Origin of the sequence: Pseudomonas flexibilis (assembly GCF_000802425.1) — a bacterium.
Lineage (GTDB): Bacteria > Pseudomonadota > Gammaproteobacteria > Pseudomonadales > Pseudomonadaceae > Serpens > Serpens flexibilis.
The window spans coordinates 70,360-86,266 of sequence record NZ_JRUD01000014.1; the positions used below are offsets into that span (position 1 = coordinate 70,360).

Below are 15,907 nucleotides of genomic sequence, written 5' to 3' on the forward strand. Positions count from 1 at the left end.
TTGGTTATGGCGCAGCCAGATGCCCTTTACGTAAACGATAACAACCGGTTTCCGCGGCCAGCAAGCGGCATTTTCAAACGCTCGACTGATTGGTCAAGATATGACGCATCAGGCCCGAGAACTGCGCCTCGCTCTCAGCGGGCGACCGCCCTGGGCACGCGGCCCAGCAGGTAGAACTCGTCGTTGGGCGGCGTGCGCGCCATGGACACCAGCCGGTTGGACAGCCCGAACAGCGCGGCGATGGCGCCGATGTCCCAGATGTCGTCGCGACTGAAGCCCTGCGCCTCCAGGCGCGCCTGCCAGGCGTCGTCCAGCACGCCGCGCCCGGCGGCCAGGTGCAGGGCGAAATCCAGCATCGTGCGCTGGCGTGCGGAAATCGGCGCGGTGCGGTAGTTGACCGCGAGCTGGTCGGCCAGCTGCGCGTCCTTGGTCAGGATGCGCAGGATCGCGCCGTGGGCGACCACGCAGTACAGGCAGCCGTGGTCGGCGCTGACCGCCACCACGATCATTTCCTTCTCGGCCTGGGTCAGGCTGTCGGACGCGCGCTCCATCAGCGCGTCGTGGTAGGCGAAGAAGGCGCGGAACTCCGCCGGCCGATGGGCCAGCATGAGGAACACGTTGGGGATGAAGCCGGCCTTTGCCTGCACGGCGAGGATCCGTTCGCGCAGGTCGGCGGGCAGTTCATCGAGGCTGTCGGGCAGCGGAAAACGACTGATCGGCTGAGGCATGGAGCAGCTCTCCGTGGGAGTGGATCGGCGTTGAACCTGCTGGCCGGGCGAACCCGGCCAGTGCCGGTCAGTGCGGTTCGCTGATGCCCAGTTCGACCACGCTGATCTCGCGCATGCGGAACTTCTGCACCTTGCCGCTGATGGTCATCGGGAAATCGTCGACGAACTTGATGTGGCGTGGCGTCTTGTAGTGGGCGATGCGCCCCTTGCAGAACTCGCGCAGCACCTCGGCCTCGACCTGATGACCCGGGTGCAGCTTGACCCAGGCGACGATCTCCTCGCCGTACTTGCTGTCCGGCACGCCGATCACCTGCACGTCGGCCACCGCCGGGTGGGTGAAGAGGAATTCCTCGATCTCGCGCGGGTACACGTTCTCGCCGCCGCGGATGATCATGTCCTTGTTGCGGCCGACGATCTTCACGTAGCCCTCGTCGTCCATCACCGCCAGGTCGCCGGTGTGCATCCAGCGCGCGCCGTCGATGGCTTCGCGGGTCGCCTCCGGGTTGTTCCAGTAGCCGAGCATCACGCTGTAGCCACGGGTGCAGAGTTCGCCGATCTGCCCGCGCGGCACGATGGCGCCGTGCTCGTCGACGATCTTGCTTTCCAGGTGCGGCTGGGTGCGGCCGACGCTGGTCACGCGGCGCTCCAGGTCGTCGTCGGCGCTGGTCTGGGTGGACACCGGGCTGGTTTCGGTCATGCCGTAGGCGATCTGCATTTCGGCAAGGTGCATGTCGTCGATGACACGCTTCATCACCTCGATCGGGCAGGTGGAGCCGGCCATGATGCCGGTGCGCAGGCTGCTCAGGTCCAGCGACTGGCGCTCCGGGTGGTCGAGCATGGCGATGAACATGGTCGGCACGCCGTACATGCCGGTGGCCTTTTCTTCCGCCGCGGCCTGCAGCGCGGCCAGCGGCTCGAAGGCCGCGCTCGGGTAGATCATCGTGGTGCCGTGGGTGACGCAGCCAAGATTGCCCATGACCATGCCGAAGCAGTGGTACAGCGGCACCGGGATCACCAGGCGGTCATGTTCGGTCAGGCCGAGGCTCTCGCCGACCATGTAGCCGTTGTTGAGGATGTTGTAGTGACTGAGGGTGGCGCCCTTGGGGAAGCCGGTGGTGCCGGAGGTGTACTGGATGTTGATCGGGTCGTCGAACTGCAGGTGTTCGCTGCACTGGCGCAGCTGTTCCGGGCCGACCTGCTCGGCCATTTCCATCAGCGCCGGCCAGGGCAGCATGCCATCCAGCGGCTTGTCGCACAGGCTGATCACGCCGCGCAGCTCCGGCAGCATGTGGCTCTGCAGCGCGCCGAGCGCCGCGTTTTCCAGCTCCGGCAGCAGCTCGTGGAGCATGGCGTGGTAGTCGGATGTCTTGAAGGCATCGGCGCAGATCAGCCAGCGGCAGCCGGACTGCTTGAGCGCGTATTCCAGCTCGCTGAGCCGGTAGGCCGGGTTGATGTTGACCAGCACCACGCCGATCTTCGCCGTGGCGAACTGGGTGATGCACCACTGGGCGTTGTTCGGTGACCAGATCCCGAGCCGCTCGCCAGGTTGCAGCCCCAGGGCCAGCAGGCCGCGCGCGCAACGGTCCACCGCCTGCGCCAGCTCCGCCCAGGTGTACCGCAGGTTCTGATGGCGCACCACCAGGGCCTCGCGCCGGGGAAAGCGCTCCACGGTGCGGTCGAAGGCCGCGCCGATGGTCATGGGCAACAGGGGTTTGTTCTGCGGTCCGCAGGTATAACTCGGAAGACTCATGGCGAATTTCCTCAGTCTTATGTTTGTTATGAGGCGTTGCTTCCCAAGGGCCCATGGTGTTGACAGTCGTCCAGGGGCAGGATTACGTTAACGTAAAGGTGACTACCCCGACAACCCGTTCCAAAAGTCGAAGGACAGCGGGCCGGGGTGCCGGAAAGAGTGGCGCAATCGCCGCCGCCGCAACCCGAACATAGAACAACTACAAGACAGCAGGTGGCCCCATGAACTATTCCAGCCTCAACTTTGCCCTCGGCGACACCATCGACATGCTGCGCGAACAGGTGCAGGCCTTCGTCGCCGCCGAGCTGGCGCCGCGCGCCGCGACCATCGACCAGGACAACCTGTTCCCGGCCGACATGTGGAAGAAATTCGGCGAGATGGGTCTGCTCGGCGTGACCGTTTCCGAGGAATACGGCGGCGCCGGCCTTGGCTACCTGGCCCACGTGGTGGCGATGGAAGAGATCAGCCGCGCCTCGGCCTCGGTCGCCCTGTCCTACGGCGCCCATTCGAACCTGTGCGTCAACCAGATCAACCGCAACGGCACGCCCGAACAGAAGGCCAAGTACCTGCCCAGGCTGATCAGCGGCGAGCACATCGGCGCGCTGGCGATGAGCGAGCCCAACGCCGGTTCCGACGTGGTGTCCATGAAGCTGCGCGCCGACAGGAAGGGCGACCGCTTCGTGCTCAACGGCAGCAAGACCTGGATCACCAACGGCCCGGACGCCAACACCTATGTGATCTACGCCAAGACCGACCTGGACAGGGGCCCGCACGGCATCACCGCGTTCATCGTCGAGCGCGACTGGAAGGGTTTCTCGCGCGGCAACAAGTTCGACAAGCTGGGCATGCGTGGCTCCAACACCTGCGAGCTGTTCTTCGATGACGTCGAGGTGCCCGAGGAGAACGTGCTGGGCGTGGTGAATGGCGGCGTGAAGGTGCTGATGAGCGGCCTGGACTACGAGCGCGTGGTGCTGGCCGGCGGCCCGACCGGGATCATGCAGGCCTGCCTCGACGTGGTGGTGCCCTACATCCACGACCGCAAGCAGTTCGGCCAGAGCATCGGCGAGTTCCAGTTCATCCAGGGCAAGGTGGCCGACATGTACACCCAGCTCAACGCCAGCCGCGCCTACCTCTATGCCGTCGCCCAGGCCTGCGACCGTGGCGAGACCACCCGCAAGGACGCCGCCGGGGTGATCCTCTACACCGCCGAGAACGCCACGCAGATGGCCCTGCAGGCGATCCAGATCCTCGGCGGCAACGGCTACATCAACGAATTCCCCACCGGCCGCCTGCTGCGCGACGCCAAGCTATACGAGATCGGCGCCGGCACCAGCGAGATCCGCCGCATGCTGATCGGCCGCGAGCTGTTCAACGAATCCAAGTGAGCCTGCCCACTCGTAGGGCGGAAAACCGCGAAGCGTTTTCCACCCTACGACGGAATGAACCGGAGCCGACCATGGCCATCCTGCACACCCAGATCAACACCCGCTCGCCGGAGTTCGCCGCCAACCGCGCGGCGATGCTCGACCAGGTGAACGACCTGCGCGCCCTGCTCGGTCGCATCAGTGAAGGCGGCGGCGCGAGCGCCCAGCAGCGCCACGTGTCGCGCGGCAAGCTGCTGGTGCGCGAGCGCATCGACGCGCTGCTCGACACCGGCTCGGCCTTCCTCGAACTGGCGCCGCTGGCCGCCCACGAGGTGTACGGCGAGGACGTCGCCGCCGCCGGCGTGGTCGCCGGCATCGGCCGCGTCGAAGGCGTCGAGTGCATGATCATTGCCAACGACGCCACGGTGAAAGGCGGCAGCTACTACCCGCTGACGGTGAAGAAGCACCTGCGCGCCCAGACCGTGGCCCGCGAGAATCGCCTGCCGTGCATCTACCTGGTGGACTCCGGCGGCGCCAACCTGCCACGCCAGGACGAGGTGTTCCCCGACCGCGAGCACTTCGGCCGCATCTTCTTCAACCAGGCCAACCTGAGCGCCCTGGGCATCCCGCAGATCGCCGTGGTGATGGGCTCGTGCACCGCCGGCGGTGCCTACGTGCCGGCGATGGCCGACGAGACCATCATGGTGCGCAACCAGGCGACCATCTTCCTGGCCGGCCCGCCGCTGGTGAAGGCCGCCACCGGCGAGGTGGTGACCGCCGAGGAACTGGGCGGCGCCGACGTGCACTGCAAGACCTCGGGCGTCGCCGACCACTACGCCGAGAACGACGAACACGCGCTGGCCCTTGCCCGCCGCTGCGTGGCCAACCTCAACTGGCGCAAGCTCGGCCAGTTGCAGAGCCGCGCGCCGCGCGCGCCGCTGTACGCGGCCGAGGAGCTGTACGGGGTGATCCCGGCACAGGCCAAGCAGCCCTACGACGTGCGCGAGGTGATCGCGCGGCTGGTGGATGGCAGCGAGTTCGATGAATTCAAGGCGCTGTTCGGCACCACCCTGGTCTGCGGCTTCGCCCACCTGCACGGCTACCCGATCGCCATTCTCGCCAACAACGGCATCCTGTTTTCCGAGGCCGCGCAGAAAGGCGCGCATTTCATCGAGCTGGCCTGCCAGCGCGGCGTGCCGCTGCTGTTCCTGCAGAACATCACCGGCTTCATGGTCGGCCAGAAGTACGAGGCCGGCGGCATCGCCAAGCACGGCGCCAAGCTGGTCACCGCGGTGGCCTGCGCCCAGGTGCCGAAGTTCACCGTGCTGATCGGCGGCAGCTTCGGCGCCGGCAACTACGGCATGTGCGGACGCGCCTACGACCCGCGCTTCCTGTGGATGTGGCCCAACGCGCGCATCGCGGTGATGGGCGGCGAACAGGCCGCCGGGGTGCTGGCCCAGGTCAAGCAGGAGCAGAGCGAACGCGCCGGCAAGCGCCTCGGCGACGACGAGGTGGCGGCCATCAAGCAGCCGATCCTCGAGCAGTACGAGCGCCAGGGCCATCCTTATTACTCCAGCGCGCGGCTGTGGGACGACGGCGTGATCGACCCGGCGCAGACCCGCGAGGTGCTGGCGCTGGCGCTGTCCGCCGCGCTGAACGCACCGATCGAGCCGACCCGCTTCGGCGTGTTCCGCATGTAAGTCGCGCCACGCCGGCGCGACACGCGCGGGCGCCTGCAGTCGCATCGAGGATGCCGAGATGACCGCTTTCCAGACCATCGAACTGAACAAGGATGCGCGTGGCGTGGCCACCCTGTGGCTGAACCGCGCGGACAAGCACAACGCCTTCGACGCCCGGGTGATCGCCGAACTGAACGCGGCGCTGGCCGAGGTGGGGGATGACGCGAGCATCCGCTTCCTGGTGCTGCGTGGGCGCGGCAAGCACTTTTCCGCCGGCGCCGACCTGGGCTGGATGCGCGAATCGGCGCAGCTCGATTACCAGGCCAACCTGGACGACGCCCACCAGCTCGGCGAGCTGATGCAGCGCCTCCACCAGCTGCCGCAGCCGACCCTGGCCGTGGTGCAGGGCGCGGCGTTCGGCGGCGCGCTGGGGCTGATCGCCTGCTGCGACATGGCCATCGGCGCCAGCGACGCGCTGTTCTGCCTGTCGGAGGTGCGCATCGGCCTGGCCCCGGCGGTGATCAGCCCGTTCGTGGTCAAGGCCATCGGCGAGCGCGCCGCGCGCCGCTACGCGCTGACCGCCGAGCGCTTCGACGGCACCCGCGCCCGCGAGCTCGGCCTGCTCGCCGAGACCTATCCGGCCGACGAACTGGACGCCGCCCTCGAGCGCTGGGTCGACAACCTGCTGCTCAACAGCCCGCAGGCGCTCAGGGCCTGCAAGGCGCTGTTGCTGGAGGTCGGCGATGGCGATTACGACGCCGCGCTGCGCCAGACCACCGAACAGGCCATTGCCCGCCTGCGCACCAGCCCGGAAGGCCAGGAGGGTCTGAGCGCCTTCCTGGAGAAACGCACCCCCGCCTGGCAGGAGAACCAGCCATGAACCGTTCCATCGATACCCTGCTGGTGGCCAACCGTGGCGAGATCGCCTGCCGGGTGATGCGCACCGCCAAGGCCCTGGGCCTGACCACCGTCGCCGTGCACAGCGCCGTCGACGCCAGCGCCCGGCACGCCCGCGAGGCCGATATCCGCATCGACCTGGGCGGCGCCAAGCCGGCCGACAGCTACCTGCGCATCGACAAGCTGATCGACGCGGCGAAAGCCAGCGGCGCCCAGGCCATCCACCCCGGCTACGGCTTTCTCTCGGAAAACGCCGAGTTCGCGCGCGCCATCGAGCAGGCCGGGCTGATCTTTCTCGGCCCGCCCGCCTCGGCCATCGACGCCATGGGCAGCAAGTCCGCGGCCAAGGCACTGATGGAAGCTGCCGGCGTGCCGCTGGTGCCGGGCTACCACGGCGAGACCCAGGACCTGGAAACCTTCCGCGCCGCCGCCGAGGTGATCGGCTATCCGGTGCTGCTCAAGGCCACCGCCGGCGGCGGCGGCAAGGGCATGAAGGTGGTCGAGCGCGAGGCGGACCTGGCCGAGGCGCTGGCTTCCGCACAGCGCGAGGCGCAATCCTCGTTCGGCGATTCGCGCATGCTGGTGGAGAAGTACGTGCTCAAGCCGCGCCACGTGGAGATCCAGGTGTTCGCCGACCAGCACGGCAACTGCCTGTACCTCAACGAGCGCGACTGCTCGATCCAGCGTCGTCACCAGAAGGTGGTCGAGGAAGCCCCGGCGCCCGGCATGACCCCGGCGCTGCGCCGCGCCATGGGCGAGGCGGCGGTGAAGGCCGCCCAGGCCATCGGCTACGTCGGCGCCGGCACCGTGGAATTCCTGCTGGATGCCCGTGGCGAGTTCTTCTTCATGGAAATGAACACCCGCCTGCAGGTAGAGCACCCGGTCACGGAGGCCATCACCGGCCTCGACCTGGTGGCCTGGCAGATCCGCGTCGCCCGGGGCGAGCCGCTGCCGATCAGCCAGGAACAGGTGCCGCTGCGCGGCCACGCCATCGAGGTGCGCCTGTACGCCGAGGACCCGGACAACGACTTCCTGCCGGCCACCGGCACCCTCGACCTGTACCGCGAAGCCGCCGCCGGCCCGGGCCGCCGCGTCGACAGCGGCGTCGCCGAGGGCGACACGGTGTCGCCGTTCTACGACCCGATGCTCGGCAAGCTGATCGCCTGGGGCGAGAACCGCGAGGAAGCGCGCCAGCGCCTGCTGTCCATGCTCGACGAAACCGCGGTCGGCGGCGTGCGCACCAACCTGGCCTTCCTGCGCCGGGTGGTCGGCCACCGCGCCTTCGCCGAGGCCGAGCTGGACACCGGCTTCATCCCGCGCCACGAGCGCGAGCTGCTGCGTCCGGCCGGCGAGCTGTCCGAAGCCTTCTGGCAGCAGGCGGCCGAGTGTTTCGTGCGCAGCGCGGCCGCCCGCGTGCGCGACGACGACGCGCATTCGCCGTGGTCCCGGCGCGACGGGCTGCGCTTCGGCCTGCCGGCGCAGATCAGCCTGCACCTGCAGTGCAACGGCGAAAGCCGCCGGTTGACGGTCGATCCGACAGCGCAGCCGTCCGGCATCCGCGCCCCGAGGGCGATCCGCCAGGGCGAGGCGCTGTATCTGCAATGGAACGGCGAGTGGCTGGCGGTCACCGCCTTCGACCCGATCGCCGAAGCCGAGGCCAGCCACCCGCAGCACGGCGGGCTGACCGCGCCGATGAACGGCAGCATCGTGCGCGTGCTGGTCGAGGCCGGGCAGCAGGTCGAGGCCGGCACCGCGCTCATCGTGCTGGAGGCGATGAAGATGGAGCACAGCATCCGCAGCGCCCAGGCCGGCGTGGTCAAGCGCCTGTTGTGCAGCGAGGGCGAGATGGTCAGCGAAGGCGCGGTGCTGCTGGAGATGGAGGAGGCCTGAACCCAGGCGGACAAGGCTGCGCCGTTGTCCACCCTACGCCCGAACGCAACACCGTAGGGTGGAAAACTCGCGCAGCGATTTTCCACCGATACCCACGCAACGGCGTCGCCATTACCCCTGGAGGATTCATATGAGCCTGCCCAAACAGGTCCGTCTGGTCGAAGTCGGCCCGCGTGACGGTCTGCAGAACGAGCGCCAGCCGATCAGCGTGGCCGACAAGGTACGCCTGGTGAACGACCTGAGCGCCGCCGGCCTGTCCCATATCGAGGTCGGCAGCTTCGTGTCGCCCAAGTGGGTGCCGCAGATGGCCGGCTCGACCGAGGTGTTCGCGCAGATCGAGCGCAAGGCCGGCGTCACCTACGCGGCGTTGACGCCGAACCTGCAGGGCCTGGAAGCGGCCATCGCGGTCGGGGTGCGGGAAGTCGCGGTGTTCGCCGCCGCGTCCGAGGCCTTCTCGCAGAAGAACATCAACTGCTCGATCGCCGAGAGCCTGGCGCGCTTCGCGCCGCTGCTGGAGGCCGCGCGCGCGCGGGACATCCGCGTGCGCGGCTACGTGTCCTGCGTGCTCGGCTGCCCCTACGAGGGCGAGGTGGCGCCGGGCAAGGTCGCCGAGGTGGCCGGCGAGCTGCATGCCATGGGCTGCTACGAGATCTCGCTGGGCGACACCATCGGCACCGGCACGCCGGGCAAGGCCCGCACGCTGTTCGACACCGTGGCCCGCGCCGTGCCTCGCGAGCGGCTGGCCGGACATTTCCACGACACCTACGGCCAGGCGCTGGCGAACATCTATGCCAGCCTGCTGGAAGGCATCGCGGTATTCGACAGCTCGGTCGCCGGGCTCGGCGGGTGTCCCTATGCCAAGGGCGCCAGCGGCAACGTGGCCAGCGAGGACGTGCTGTACCTGCTCGATGGCCTGGGCATTCACACCGGCGTGGACCTGCCGGCGCTGATCGCGGCCGGCCAGCGCATCAGCGAGGTGCTGGGCCGGCCGAACGGCTCGCGGGTGGCGCGGGCGCGTCTGGCGCAATGACGCAGCGGCCGCCTGTGCCTAAAATGGCCCGCCGGCCGGGGGCTCCCTGCCAGGCACCTCCAACGAGTAGTGGAATCACCATGTCCAAACAGACCTACCGGATTTCCGACCTGGCCAATGAGCTGGATATCACCACGCGGGCCATCCGCTTCTACGAGGAGCAGGGCCTGCTGTCGCCGACCCGGCGCGGCCAGGAGCGCATCTACTCGGCCAAGGATCGCGTCGCGCTCAAGCTGATCCTGCGCGGCAAGCGCATCGGCTTCTCGCTGGCCGAATGCAAGACACTGATCGAGCTGTACGACCCCCAGGCCGGCAACCAGAAGCAGCTCAATATCATGCTCGGCATGATTGCCGAGCGCCGACAGCAGCTCGAGCAGCAGTTGCTGGACATCCAGCAGATGCAGCTCGAACTGGACACCGCCGAAGAGCGCTGCCGCTCGGCCCTGCAAGCGCTGCAGGAGAAGCGCTGAGCAACAGCGCTGGCGCCGCCGCTACACCTGCCCCAATACCTCCTGGCTCAACCATTCCTTCACCGTCTGCATGTGCACCTGCTCCTGCTGGAGCGCCTTGCCGAAGGAGTCGGCGATGTCGCCCTGGCCGGAGGCGTTGGCCAGGTCGATGAGCAGTTCCCAGCCGGCGTTGTCGCTGAGCTCGGCGGTGAGCAAGGCGTTGAGGCATTGGGCGAGGCTGGTGCGCGGGTCGGCGATGGTTTCCATCACGCCCATGTTGATGCAGCCGGCCACGTCGGCGCAGGGGGTCATGGCGGTGGGGTCGGCGCCCAGTTTCTCCATGGCGGCGGTAACCAGGCCCAGGTGCTCGGCCTCTTCCTGGCGAAAGTGCTGCAGGGTCTGCAGCATCGCTTTGTCCAGCGTGTCGATGGCCTTGGCCTTGGCCAGCAAGGCGTCATAGAGGCGCACGCCGCCGCGCTCGAAGGCCAAGCGCTCGCCGAGCTTGTCGATCAGCACTTCCGGGCTGACGCCGACCAGCTTGTTGACCGCCGTTTTCAGCATGCCCTTGGCCGATCCGGGAACCGGCACCGAGCCGATGGAGTCGGCCTTCGCCGCTTCCCGGGTGCGCACCAGGGCGAGTTTTTCCGGGCCGCCCGGTACGTCTGGCGGTACCTCGCGGGTGGCCTTGAGTTGCGCTTCGCTGTCCTTGGGCGACATCTGCGCGCCGGTGACGTTGTGTCCCATCTTGACTGCGGTCTGCATGGTGAGGTCCTCAGGAGGCTTTCTTCAGACTGAGTTCGGTTCCCGGCGTCCATTGGTAGCCGGCGGATACGGTTTCCGAAGCGACGCCATCGGCGTGCAGCTGCTTGCGGTAGTCCTTGCTGGCCTTGCCCTCGTCCTTGCGATCGACGAACTGGTGCCCTTTGGCGCGCAGGTCGATTTCCGCGGCCAGGGTCTTGCGCACGAACTCGCGCTGGCTCTTGAACTCGATGAGCCTGGGCACCGAGCCCTGGAGCACTTCGGCCGGGTCGCGCCCCTCGTGCTTCTTGAACAGCTCGCTGACCAGGTTCAGGTGGCCCAGCTCGTAGTCGACGAAGCGTTCCCAGATCGCCTTGATGCGCGGGTTCTCCTCCTGCTCCATGCAGCTGTGGTAGGCATAGATTTCCATGGCCTCGTGGATCAGCCATTTCTCCAGGAAGCTTTCATCCGGGTCCTGCAGCGAGCCGTACTGGGTGACGTGCTGCTCCTCCACCGAGGCGATCTCGGCGTACAGCTGGCGGGCCAGCGGATCGGAGAAGGTCGGCCCGATGGTCATGTAGTAGTCGTGGGTCTGGTATTCGGCGGCAGTGATCATCGCCGCGTGGATCTTGGTGATCAGCGCGGCGCTGTCGCGCTGGTAGGAGTCCCGCAGGTCGTCTTCCGGGGCGCGATGGTGATCGGTGGTCGGCCGGCTGGGGATGATGTCGGTGTAGCCCTGCAGAATGTTGTTGGCGTCCTTGCCCTCCAGGCGGTCGAGCATCGCCGAGTAGCGATACAGGTGGTCGAAATCCTCCAGCAGGCCGAAGCGGTAAGTCTGCGCCTGGTAAGGATCGGGCTCGGTCTGCGCCACGGCGGCGGTGACCTCGATGGCCACCTGTTCGTAGGCGACCGTGGTTTCCAGCGGGGAGTGGTCGGCCGAGAGCAGCCAGTTGACCATGGTCGCCTGGTGCTGCTCGGCGCGTCTTACCTGGGCGAGGGCTTCGCGCAGCGGGCCATGGAACCGCGCGCCGATGTTCTTCAGGCGCAACGCATCCATCTCGATGCCGTTCATGAGGATGATGCGCACCCGGGTGAAGGCATCGTCATCAAGCTTGCTGATGGGCCTGGTCGCCATTTCCCGCCAGGTGAATTTCTGTTTGGCCAGGGGCGTACCCTTGCCGTCGAACAGGCTGGTCAGGGTATCCATTCGTACCTCCGGTTTGTCAGGGAGCCGCCGTGAGGGGCACCTTTCCCTGATTCAGCCGCGGGGAGGGAGTTGCAGCCATTCGATGGGCGGCACTCGCGGCCGGCCAGGTGCTCCATCTGTCCTCTTTCCTGAACACCCCGGGGCGCCACCGGCTCTCAGAAGCTCACCTGCATCGGGAGGCGCGAAGCAATGGCTACCCCACAAGAAAACCTGCTCGACTGGCTGCGCGATGCGCATGCCATGGAACAACAGGCCGAGACAATGCTCACCTCCCAGGTCGAGCGGCTGGAGCATTACCCGGAGCTGCGTGCCCGCATTCAGCAGCACCTGGAAGAAACCCACCACCAGCGGGCCCAGCTGGAAACCTGTCTGCAGCGCCTGGGCAGCAGCCCGTCCACGCTCAAGGACATTTCCGGCAAGGTCATGGCCTTCGGGCAGGGCATGGCCGGCATGATGATGAGTGACGAGGTCATCAAGGGCGCCATGAGCGGCTACGTGTTCGAGAACATGGAAATCGCCTCGTACACCGTGTTGATCGAAGCCGCGAAGGTCGCCCAGGACACCGAGACCCACCGGGTCTGCGAGGCGATCCTGCATCAGGAAATCGCCATGTCCGACTGGCTGCGCCAGCATCTGCCGGAACTCACCCAGGCCTTCCTGCGCCGTTCCGCAGCACCGGAAACGGAGGCCAAGCGCTAGGCCGGAGGACATCGCCGTCAGGGATGACGACCGAAACCGTCACTGCCTGTTCACGTCGGCATGCTTATACTGGCGGCGCACGGAAAAGGAGAAACGGCATGTATCACGGTGAACGCTTCAACGCCTGGAGCCACCTGGCCGGGGCCCTGCTGGCCCTGACCGGCTCGGTGTGGCTGATCGTGCTCAGCAGCCTGGATGGCGATCCCTGGAAGATCGTCGGGGTGTCCATCTACGGCGCCACGCTGCTGCTGCTCTACACCATCTCGACCGTCTACCACAGCGTGCGCGGACGGGCGAAGCGCATCCTGCGCAAGCTGGACCACCTGTCCATCTATCTGCTGATCGCCGGCAGCTACACGCCCTTCTGCCTGGTGACGCTGAATGGCGCCTGGGGCTGGACGCTGTTCGGCATCGTCTGGGGTCTGGCGATCATCGGCATGCTGCAGGAGATCAAGCCACGCTCGGAAGCCCGCGTCCTGTCGCTGGTGATCTACGCGGTGATGGGCTGGATCGTGCTGATTGCCATCGGCCCGCTGCTGCGCAACCTGGGCGGCGAAGGCTTCGCCTGGCTGCTGGCCGGCGGCGTGGTGTATACGGCGGGCATCGTGTTCTTCGTCTACGACACACGCTTTCGCCACTGGCACGGCATCTGGCACCTGTTCGTGGTCGGTGGCAGCTCGCTGCACTTCGTGGCCATTGGCGGATATGTGATCTAGTTCCTTGCATGAAGTGACCCGCATCGCTCCCGCCGCGATGCTCTGGCACGCTATTTCCCGCCGCTTTCCCGTAGAATGCTTCGCGCATGCGCAGCCCCCGGTGCGCATAACCTGACTTCCATTCGCGGAGCATCGATGCCCATGTCCATCCTGTCCCAGCTGCGAAACCTTGCGGCCAGCGCCAGCCTCGCCCTGCTGGCAGCGCCGGCGATTGCCGCCGCCCCGTCCGCCGATCTCAAGCCGGAGAGCGGTACCGTCAAACTCGGCATGCAACCCTGGCTGGGCTATGGCCAGTGGTATGTCGCCGACGAGCAAGGCCACTTTGCCGCCAATGGTCTGCAGGGGGTGGAGCTGATCAACTTCAACGAAGACAAGGACATGAACGCGGCGCTGGCCAGCGGGCGCATCGACGCCGGCAACCTGGCCACCCACACCGCCATGGCCATGGTCTCCGCCGGCCTGCCGGTGAAGATCGTCATGCTGCTGGACCAGAGCACCAGCGCCGATGCGCTGATCGTCGATCCGTCCATCAAGACCCTGGCCGATCTCAAGGGCAAGGCCGTGGCCTACGAGGAAGGCACCACCAGCGACATCCTGCTGCACAGCGCGCTGGCCAAGGCCGGCATGACCCTGGCGGATATCCGCCCGGTACCGATGCCCGCCTCCTCGGCCGGCAGTGCGCTGATCGCCGGCCAGGTGCCGGCCGCCGTCACCTACGAGCCGTACCTGAGCGTGGCCGCCCAGCAGAATCCGAACATCCGAACCCTGTACCAGGGCTCCGACGATCCGGGCCTGATCAGCGACGTGCTGGTGGTGCGCGACGAGATGCTGCAGAAACGTCCCGGCCAGGTACTGGCGCTGCTGCGCAGCTGGGAAGCGGCCTACCGCTTCTACCAGGCCAACCCGCAACAGGGCCAGGCGATCATCGCCCGTGGTGTCGGCGCCAGCGCCGACGAGCTGGACAGCGCGTTCGCCGGGGTGAAGTTCTACTCGCTGGCCGACAACCAGCGCGACCTGCAGGTGCAGGGCGAGTTCATCAACACCAGCATGCGCCACATCACCAAGGCCGCCGGCGATGCCGGCCTGCTGCCGCAACCGGTATCTCCTGCCCAACTGCTCGACACGCGATTCGTCGAAGCCCTGAAGTGAGCCCCCGCACCGCCCCGCCGGACTGCGGGGCGGTGTTCTCGACATGACTCAGCGCTCCTCCCTGTTCACCATCGGCCAGCCACCCGGCCGCCGCAGCTACTGGCTGATCGGGCTCGGCGTCTTCGTCCTGCTCGGACTGGCCTGGTACCTGTCCACCGCCTCGGGCCTGGTGCCCAGGCTGTTCCTGCCGGCCCCGGCGGACGTCCTGGCCCGCATGCTGTCGCTGGCAGCCGACGGCACCCTGTGGGCCGACCTGAAGGTCAGCCTGTACCGCATCGGCGTGGCCTTCCTGATCTCCTCGGCCATGAGCATCGTCATCGGCACCCTGGCCGGTTGCTACGGCTTCTGGAAGGCGGCCAGCGAGCCGCTGGTGGACTTCATCCGCTACATGCCGGTGGTGGCCTTCGTGCCGCTGACCATCCTCTGGGCCGGCACCAGCGATGTGCAGAAATTCCTGATCATCTGGATCGGCACTTTCTTCCAGCAGGTGCTGATGATCATGGACGCGGTCAAGCGCGTGCCGCCGGACTTCATCGGCCTGGGCCGCACCTTGGGCATGCGCGATCCGGCCATCCTGCTGCGCATCGTGCTGCCCAGCGCCCTGCCCGGCATCTGGGATGCCCTGCGCATCAGCCTCGGCTGGGCCTGGACCTGGCTGGTCCTGGCCGAGCTGGTGGCGGCGACTTCCGGCCTGGGCTACCGCATCACCGTCTCGCAGCGCTTCTTCCAGACCGACACCATCATCGGCTACATCCTGCTGCTGGGCCTGCTGGGGCTGGTCACCGACCAGCTGATGCGCGCCGCAGAGCGCGTGCTGTTCCGCTACAACCGGAGACGTCGCTGATGGCCACCCTGGAAATCCGTGGACTCAACAAGAGCTTCCCCCACGGCCGTGAGCAACGTCAGGTGCTGCGCGACATCGAGCTGACCCTGCACGACAACGAATTCGTCTCGCTGGTCGGCACCTCCGGCTGTGGCAAGAGCACCCTGCTGTCGATCGCAGCCGGCCTGGAAGGCTTCGACAGCGGCCAGGTGCTGGTGGATGGCGAGCCGATTCGCGGCGCCGGCCTGGACCGCGGCGTGGTGTTCCAGTCCTACACCCTGCTGCCCTGGTTGAACGCGCGGGAGAACATCGAGTTCGCCCTCAAGGCCGCTGGTCGCACCCGTGGCGAGTGCCGGCGCATCGCCGACGAGCACCTGCAACTGGTGGGCCTGAACGATTACGCCGAGGCCTACCCGAACGAGCTGTCCGGCGGCATGAAGCAGCGCGTGGCCATCGCCCGGGCGCTATCCTACCGGCCGAAGATCCTGCTGATGGACGAGCCCTTCGGCGCGCTGGACGCCATGACCCGCCATCAGATGCAGGAGCTGCTGACGCGCATCTGGGAGCATCATCGCCTGACGGTGATGTTCGTCACCCACGACATCGAGGAGGCGGTCTACCTGTCCGACCGCATCGTGGTGATGGGCCGTGGCCCGGGGCACATCAAGGCCAGCTTCCCCGTCGAACTGGGCCGCCCGCGCCACGAGGAGATGGCGACCAGCACCGCCTTCATCGCGCTGCAGCGCCAGGTCCTCAAGGCGATTCGCGAGGACGAGCGCCAGCCCTAG

General features: G+C 67.3%; 15 protein-coding genes. 11 read left to right on the forward strand and 4 right to left on the reverse strand.

Annotation, left to right across the window (positions count from 1 at the left end; genetic code table 11):
• Positions 1-134: 134 nt before the first annotated feature.
• The gene (locus SF06_RS09735) at positions 135-728 is read right to left on the reverse strand and encodes a peroxidase-related enzyme (protein WP_039561093.1); all 594 of its coding nucleotides are present in this window, start codon (positions 726-728) and stop codon (positions 135-137) included.
• Positions 729-795: 67 nt separating this feature from the next.
• On the reverse strand, positions 796-2,478 hold the full coding sequence (locus tag SF06_RS09740; RefSeq protein ID WP_039561096.1) for an AMP-binding protein: 1,683 nt from the start codon (positions 2,476-2,478) through the stop codon (positions 796-798).
• Between the two features lie 221 nt (positions 2,479-2,699).
• On the opposite strand from SF06_RS09740, the gene SF06_RS09745 reads away from it, so the two are divergent.
• The 6 genes from SF06_RS09745 to SF06_RS09770 all read left to right on the forward strand — a co-directional run bounded on the left by SF06_RS09745 (position 2,700) and on the right by SF06_RS09770 (position 9,808).
• Positions 2,700-3,863 (forward strand): isovaleryl-CoA dehydrogenase, encoded by a 1,164-nt coding sequence (locus SF06_RS09745; protein WP_039561099.1) that lies wholly within the window; start codon positions 2,700-2,702, stop codon positions 3,861-3,863.
• A gap of 71 nt (positions 3,864-3,934) precedes the next feature.
• Positions 3,935-5,542: a carboxyl transferase domain-containing protein gene (locus SF06_RS09750; protein ID WP_039561101.1), complete on the forward strand. Its 1,608-nt coding sequence runs from the start codon at positions 3,935-3,937 to the stop codon at positions 5,540-5,542.
• A 58-nt stretch (positions 5,543-5,600) separates the two neighbouring features.
• On the forward strand, positions 5,601-6,401 hold the full coding sequence (locus SF06_RS09755; protein WP_039561103.1) for a gamma-carboxygeranoyl-CoA hydratase: 801 nt from the start codon (positions 5,601-5,603) through the stop codon (positions 6,399-6,401).
• Positions 6,398-8,308, forward strand: coding sequence for an acetyl/propionyl/methylcrotonyl-CoA carboxylase subunit alpha (locus SF06_RS09760; protein ID WP_039561104.1), 1,911 nt, complete (start codon positions 6,398-6,400; stop codon positions 8,306-8,308). The genes SF06_RS09755 and SF06_RS09760 overlap by 4 nt, the downstream gene beginning before the upstream one ends.
• Positions 8,309-8,438: 130 nt before the next feature.
• The gene (locus SF06_RS09765) at positions 8,439-9,338 is read left to right on the forward strand and encodes a hydroxymethylglutaryl-CoA lyase (protein WP_039561107.1); all 900 of its coding nucleotides are present in this window, start codon (positions 8,439-8,441) and stop codon (positions 9,336-9,338) included.
• 80 nt (positions 9,339-9,418) lie between these two features.
• Positions 9,419-9,808 carry a MerR family transcriptional regulator gene (locus SF06_RS09770; RefSeq protein WP_027589073.1) on the forward strand — a complete coding sequence of 130 codons (390 nt, stop codon included), beginning with the start codon at positions 9,419-9,421 and terminating at the stop codon, positions 9,806-9,808.
• Between the two features lie 21 nt (positions 9,809-9,829).
• On the opposite strand, the gene SF06_RS09775 is transcribed toward SF06_RS09770, so the two are convergent.
• Both SF06_RS09775 and SF06_RS09780 read right to left on the reverse strand, forming a co-directional pair.
• Positions 9,830-10,549 carry a demethoxyubiquinone hydroxylase family protein gene (locus tag SF06_RS09775; RefSeq protein ID WP_039561109.1) on the reverse strand — a complete coding sequence of 240 codons (720 nt, stop codon included), beginning with the start codon at positions 10,547-10,549 and terminating at the stop codon, positions 9,830-9,832.
• A 10-nt stretch (positions 10,550-10,559) separates the two neighbouring features.
• Positions 10,560-11,732: a hypothetical protein gene (locus tag SF06_RS09780; protein WP_027589075.1), complete on the reverse strand. Its 1,173-nt coding sequence runs from the start codon at positions 11,730-11,732 to the stop codon at positions 10,560-10,562.
• A gap of 189 nt (positions 11,733-11,921) precedes the next feature.
• On the opposite strand from SF06_RS09780, the gene SF06_RS09785 reads away from it, so the two are divergent.
• The 5 genes from SF06_RS09785 to SF06_RS09805 all read left to right on the forward strand — a co-directional run bounded on the left by SF06_RS09785 (position 11,922) and on the right by SF06_RS09805 (position 15,907).
• Complete coding sequence (locus SF06_RS09785) at positions 11,922-12,431, forward strand: ferritin-like domain-containing protein (RefSeq protein ID WP_039561111.1); 510 nt, start codon at positions 11,922-11,924, stop codon at positions 12,429-12,431.
• 98 nt (positions 12,432-12,529) lie between these two features.
• Positions 12,530-13,147 (forward strand): PAQR family membrane homeostasis protein TrhA, encoded by a 618-nt coding sequence (gene trhA / locus SF06_RS09790; RefSeq protein WP_027589077.1) that lies wholly within the window; start codon positions 12,530-12,532, stop codon positions 13,145-13,147.
• Positions 13,148-13,282: 135 nt separating this feature from the next.
• Entirely contained in the window at positions 13,283-14,296 is a 1,014-nt protein-coding gene (locus tag SF06_RS09795; RefSeq protein ID WP_027589078.1) for an ABC transporter substrate-binding protein, read from the forward strand.
• Between the two features lie 43 nt (positions 14,297-14,339).
• Positions 14,340-15,140, forward strand: coding sequence for an ABC transporter permease (locus SF06_RS09800; protein WP_027589079.1), 801 nt, complete (start codon positions 14,340-14,342; stop codon positions 15,138-15,140).
• Positions 15,140-15,907: an ABC transporter ATP-binding protein gene (locus SF06_RS09805; protein ID WP_039561114.1), complete on the forward strand. Its 768-nt coding sequence runs from the start codon at positions 15,140-15,142 to the stop codon at positions 15,905-15,907. The genes SF06_RS09800 and SF06_RS09805 overlap by 1 nt, the downstream gene beginning before the upstream one ends.

Excerpts from the sequence above, each read along its gene's own strand:
- SF06_RS09735 (WP_039561093.1), bottom strand. The coding sequence starts at position 728 with ATGCCTCAGCCGATCAGTCGTTTTCCGCTGCCCGACAGCCTCGATGAA.
- SF06_RS09740 (WP_039561096.1), bottom strand. The coding sequence starts at position 2,478 with ATGAGTCTTCCGAGTTATACCTGCGGACCGCAGAACAAACCCCTGTTG.
- SF06_RS09745 (WP_039561099.1), top strand. The coding sequence starts at position 2,700 with ATGAACTATTCCAGCCTCAACTTTGCCCTCGGCGACACCATCGACATG.
- SF06_RS09750 (WP_039561101.1), top strand. The coding sequence starts at position 3,935 with ATGGCCATCCTGCACACCCAGATCAACACCCGCTCGCCGGAGTTCGCC.
- SF06_RS09755 (WP_039561103.1), top strand. The coding sequence starts at position 5,601 with ATGACCGCTTTCCAGACCATCGAACTGAACAAGGATGCGCGTGGCGTG.
- SF06_RS09760 (WP_039561104.1), top strand. The coding sequence starts at position 6,398 with ATGAACCGTTCCATCGATACCCTGCTGGTGGCCAACCGTGGCGAGATC.
- SF06_RS09765 (WP_039561107.1), top strand. The coding sequence starts at position 8,439 with ATGAGCCTGCCCAAACAGGTCCGTCTGGTCGAAGTCGGCCCGCGTGAC.
- SF06_RS09770 (WP_027589073.1), top strand. The coding sequence starts at position 9,419 with ATGTCCAAACAGACCTACCGGATTTCCGACCTGGCCAATGAGCTGGAT.
- SF06_RS09775 (WP_039561109.1), bottom strand. The coding sequence starts at position 10,549 with ATGCAGACCGCAGTCAAGATGGGACACAACGTCACCGGCGCGCAGATG.
- SF06_RS09780 (WP_027589075.1), bottom strand. The coding sequence starts at position 11,732 with ATGGATACCCTGACCAGCCTGTTCGACGGCAAGGGTACGCCCCTGGCC.
- SF06_RS09785 (WP_039561111.1), top strand. The coding sequence starts at position 11,922 with ATGGCTACCCCACAAGAAAACCTGCTCGACTGGCTGCGCGATGCGCAT.
- trhA (WP_027589077.1), top strand. The coding sequence starts at position 12,530 with ATGTATCACGGTGAACGCTTCAACGCCTGGAGCCACCTGGCCGGGGCC.
- SF06_RS09795 (WP_027589078.1), top strand. The coding sequence starts at position 13,283 with ATGCCCATGTCCATCCTGTCCCAGCTGCGAAACCTTGCGGCCAGCGCC.
- SF06_RS09800 (WP_027589079.1), top strand. The coding sequence starts at position 14,340 with ATGACTCAGCGCTCCTCCCTGTTCACCATCGGCCAGCCACCCGGCCGC.
- SF06_RS09805 (WP_039561114.1), top strand. The coding sequence starts at position 15,140 with ATGGCCACCCTGGAAATCCGTGGACTCAACAAGAGCTTCCCCCACGGC.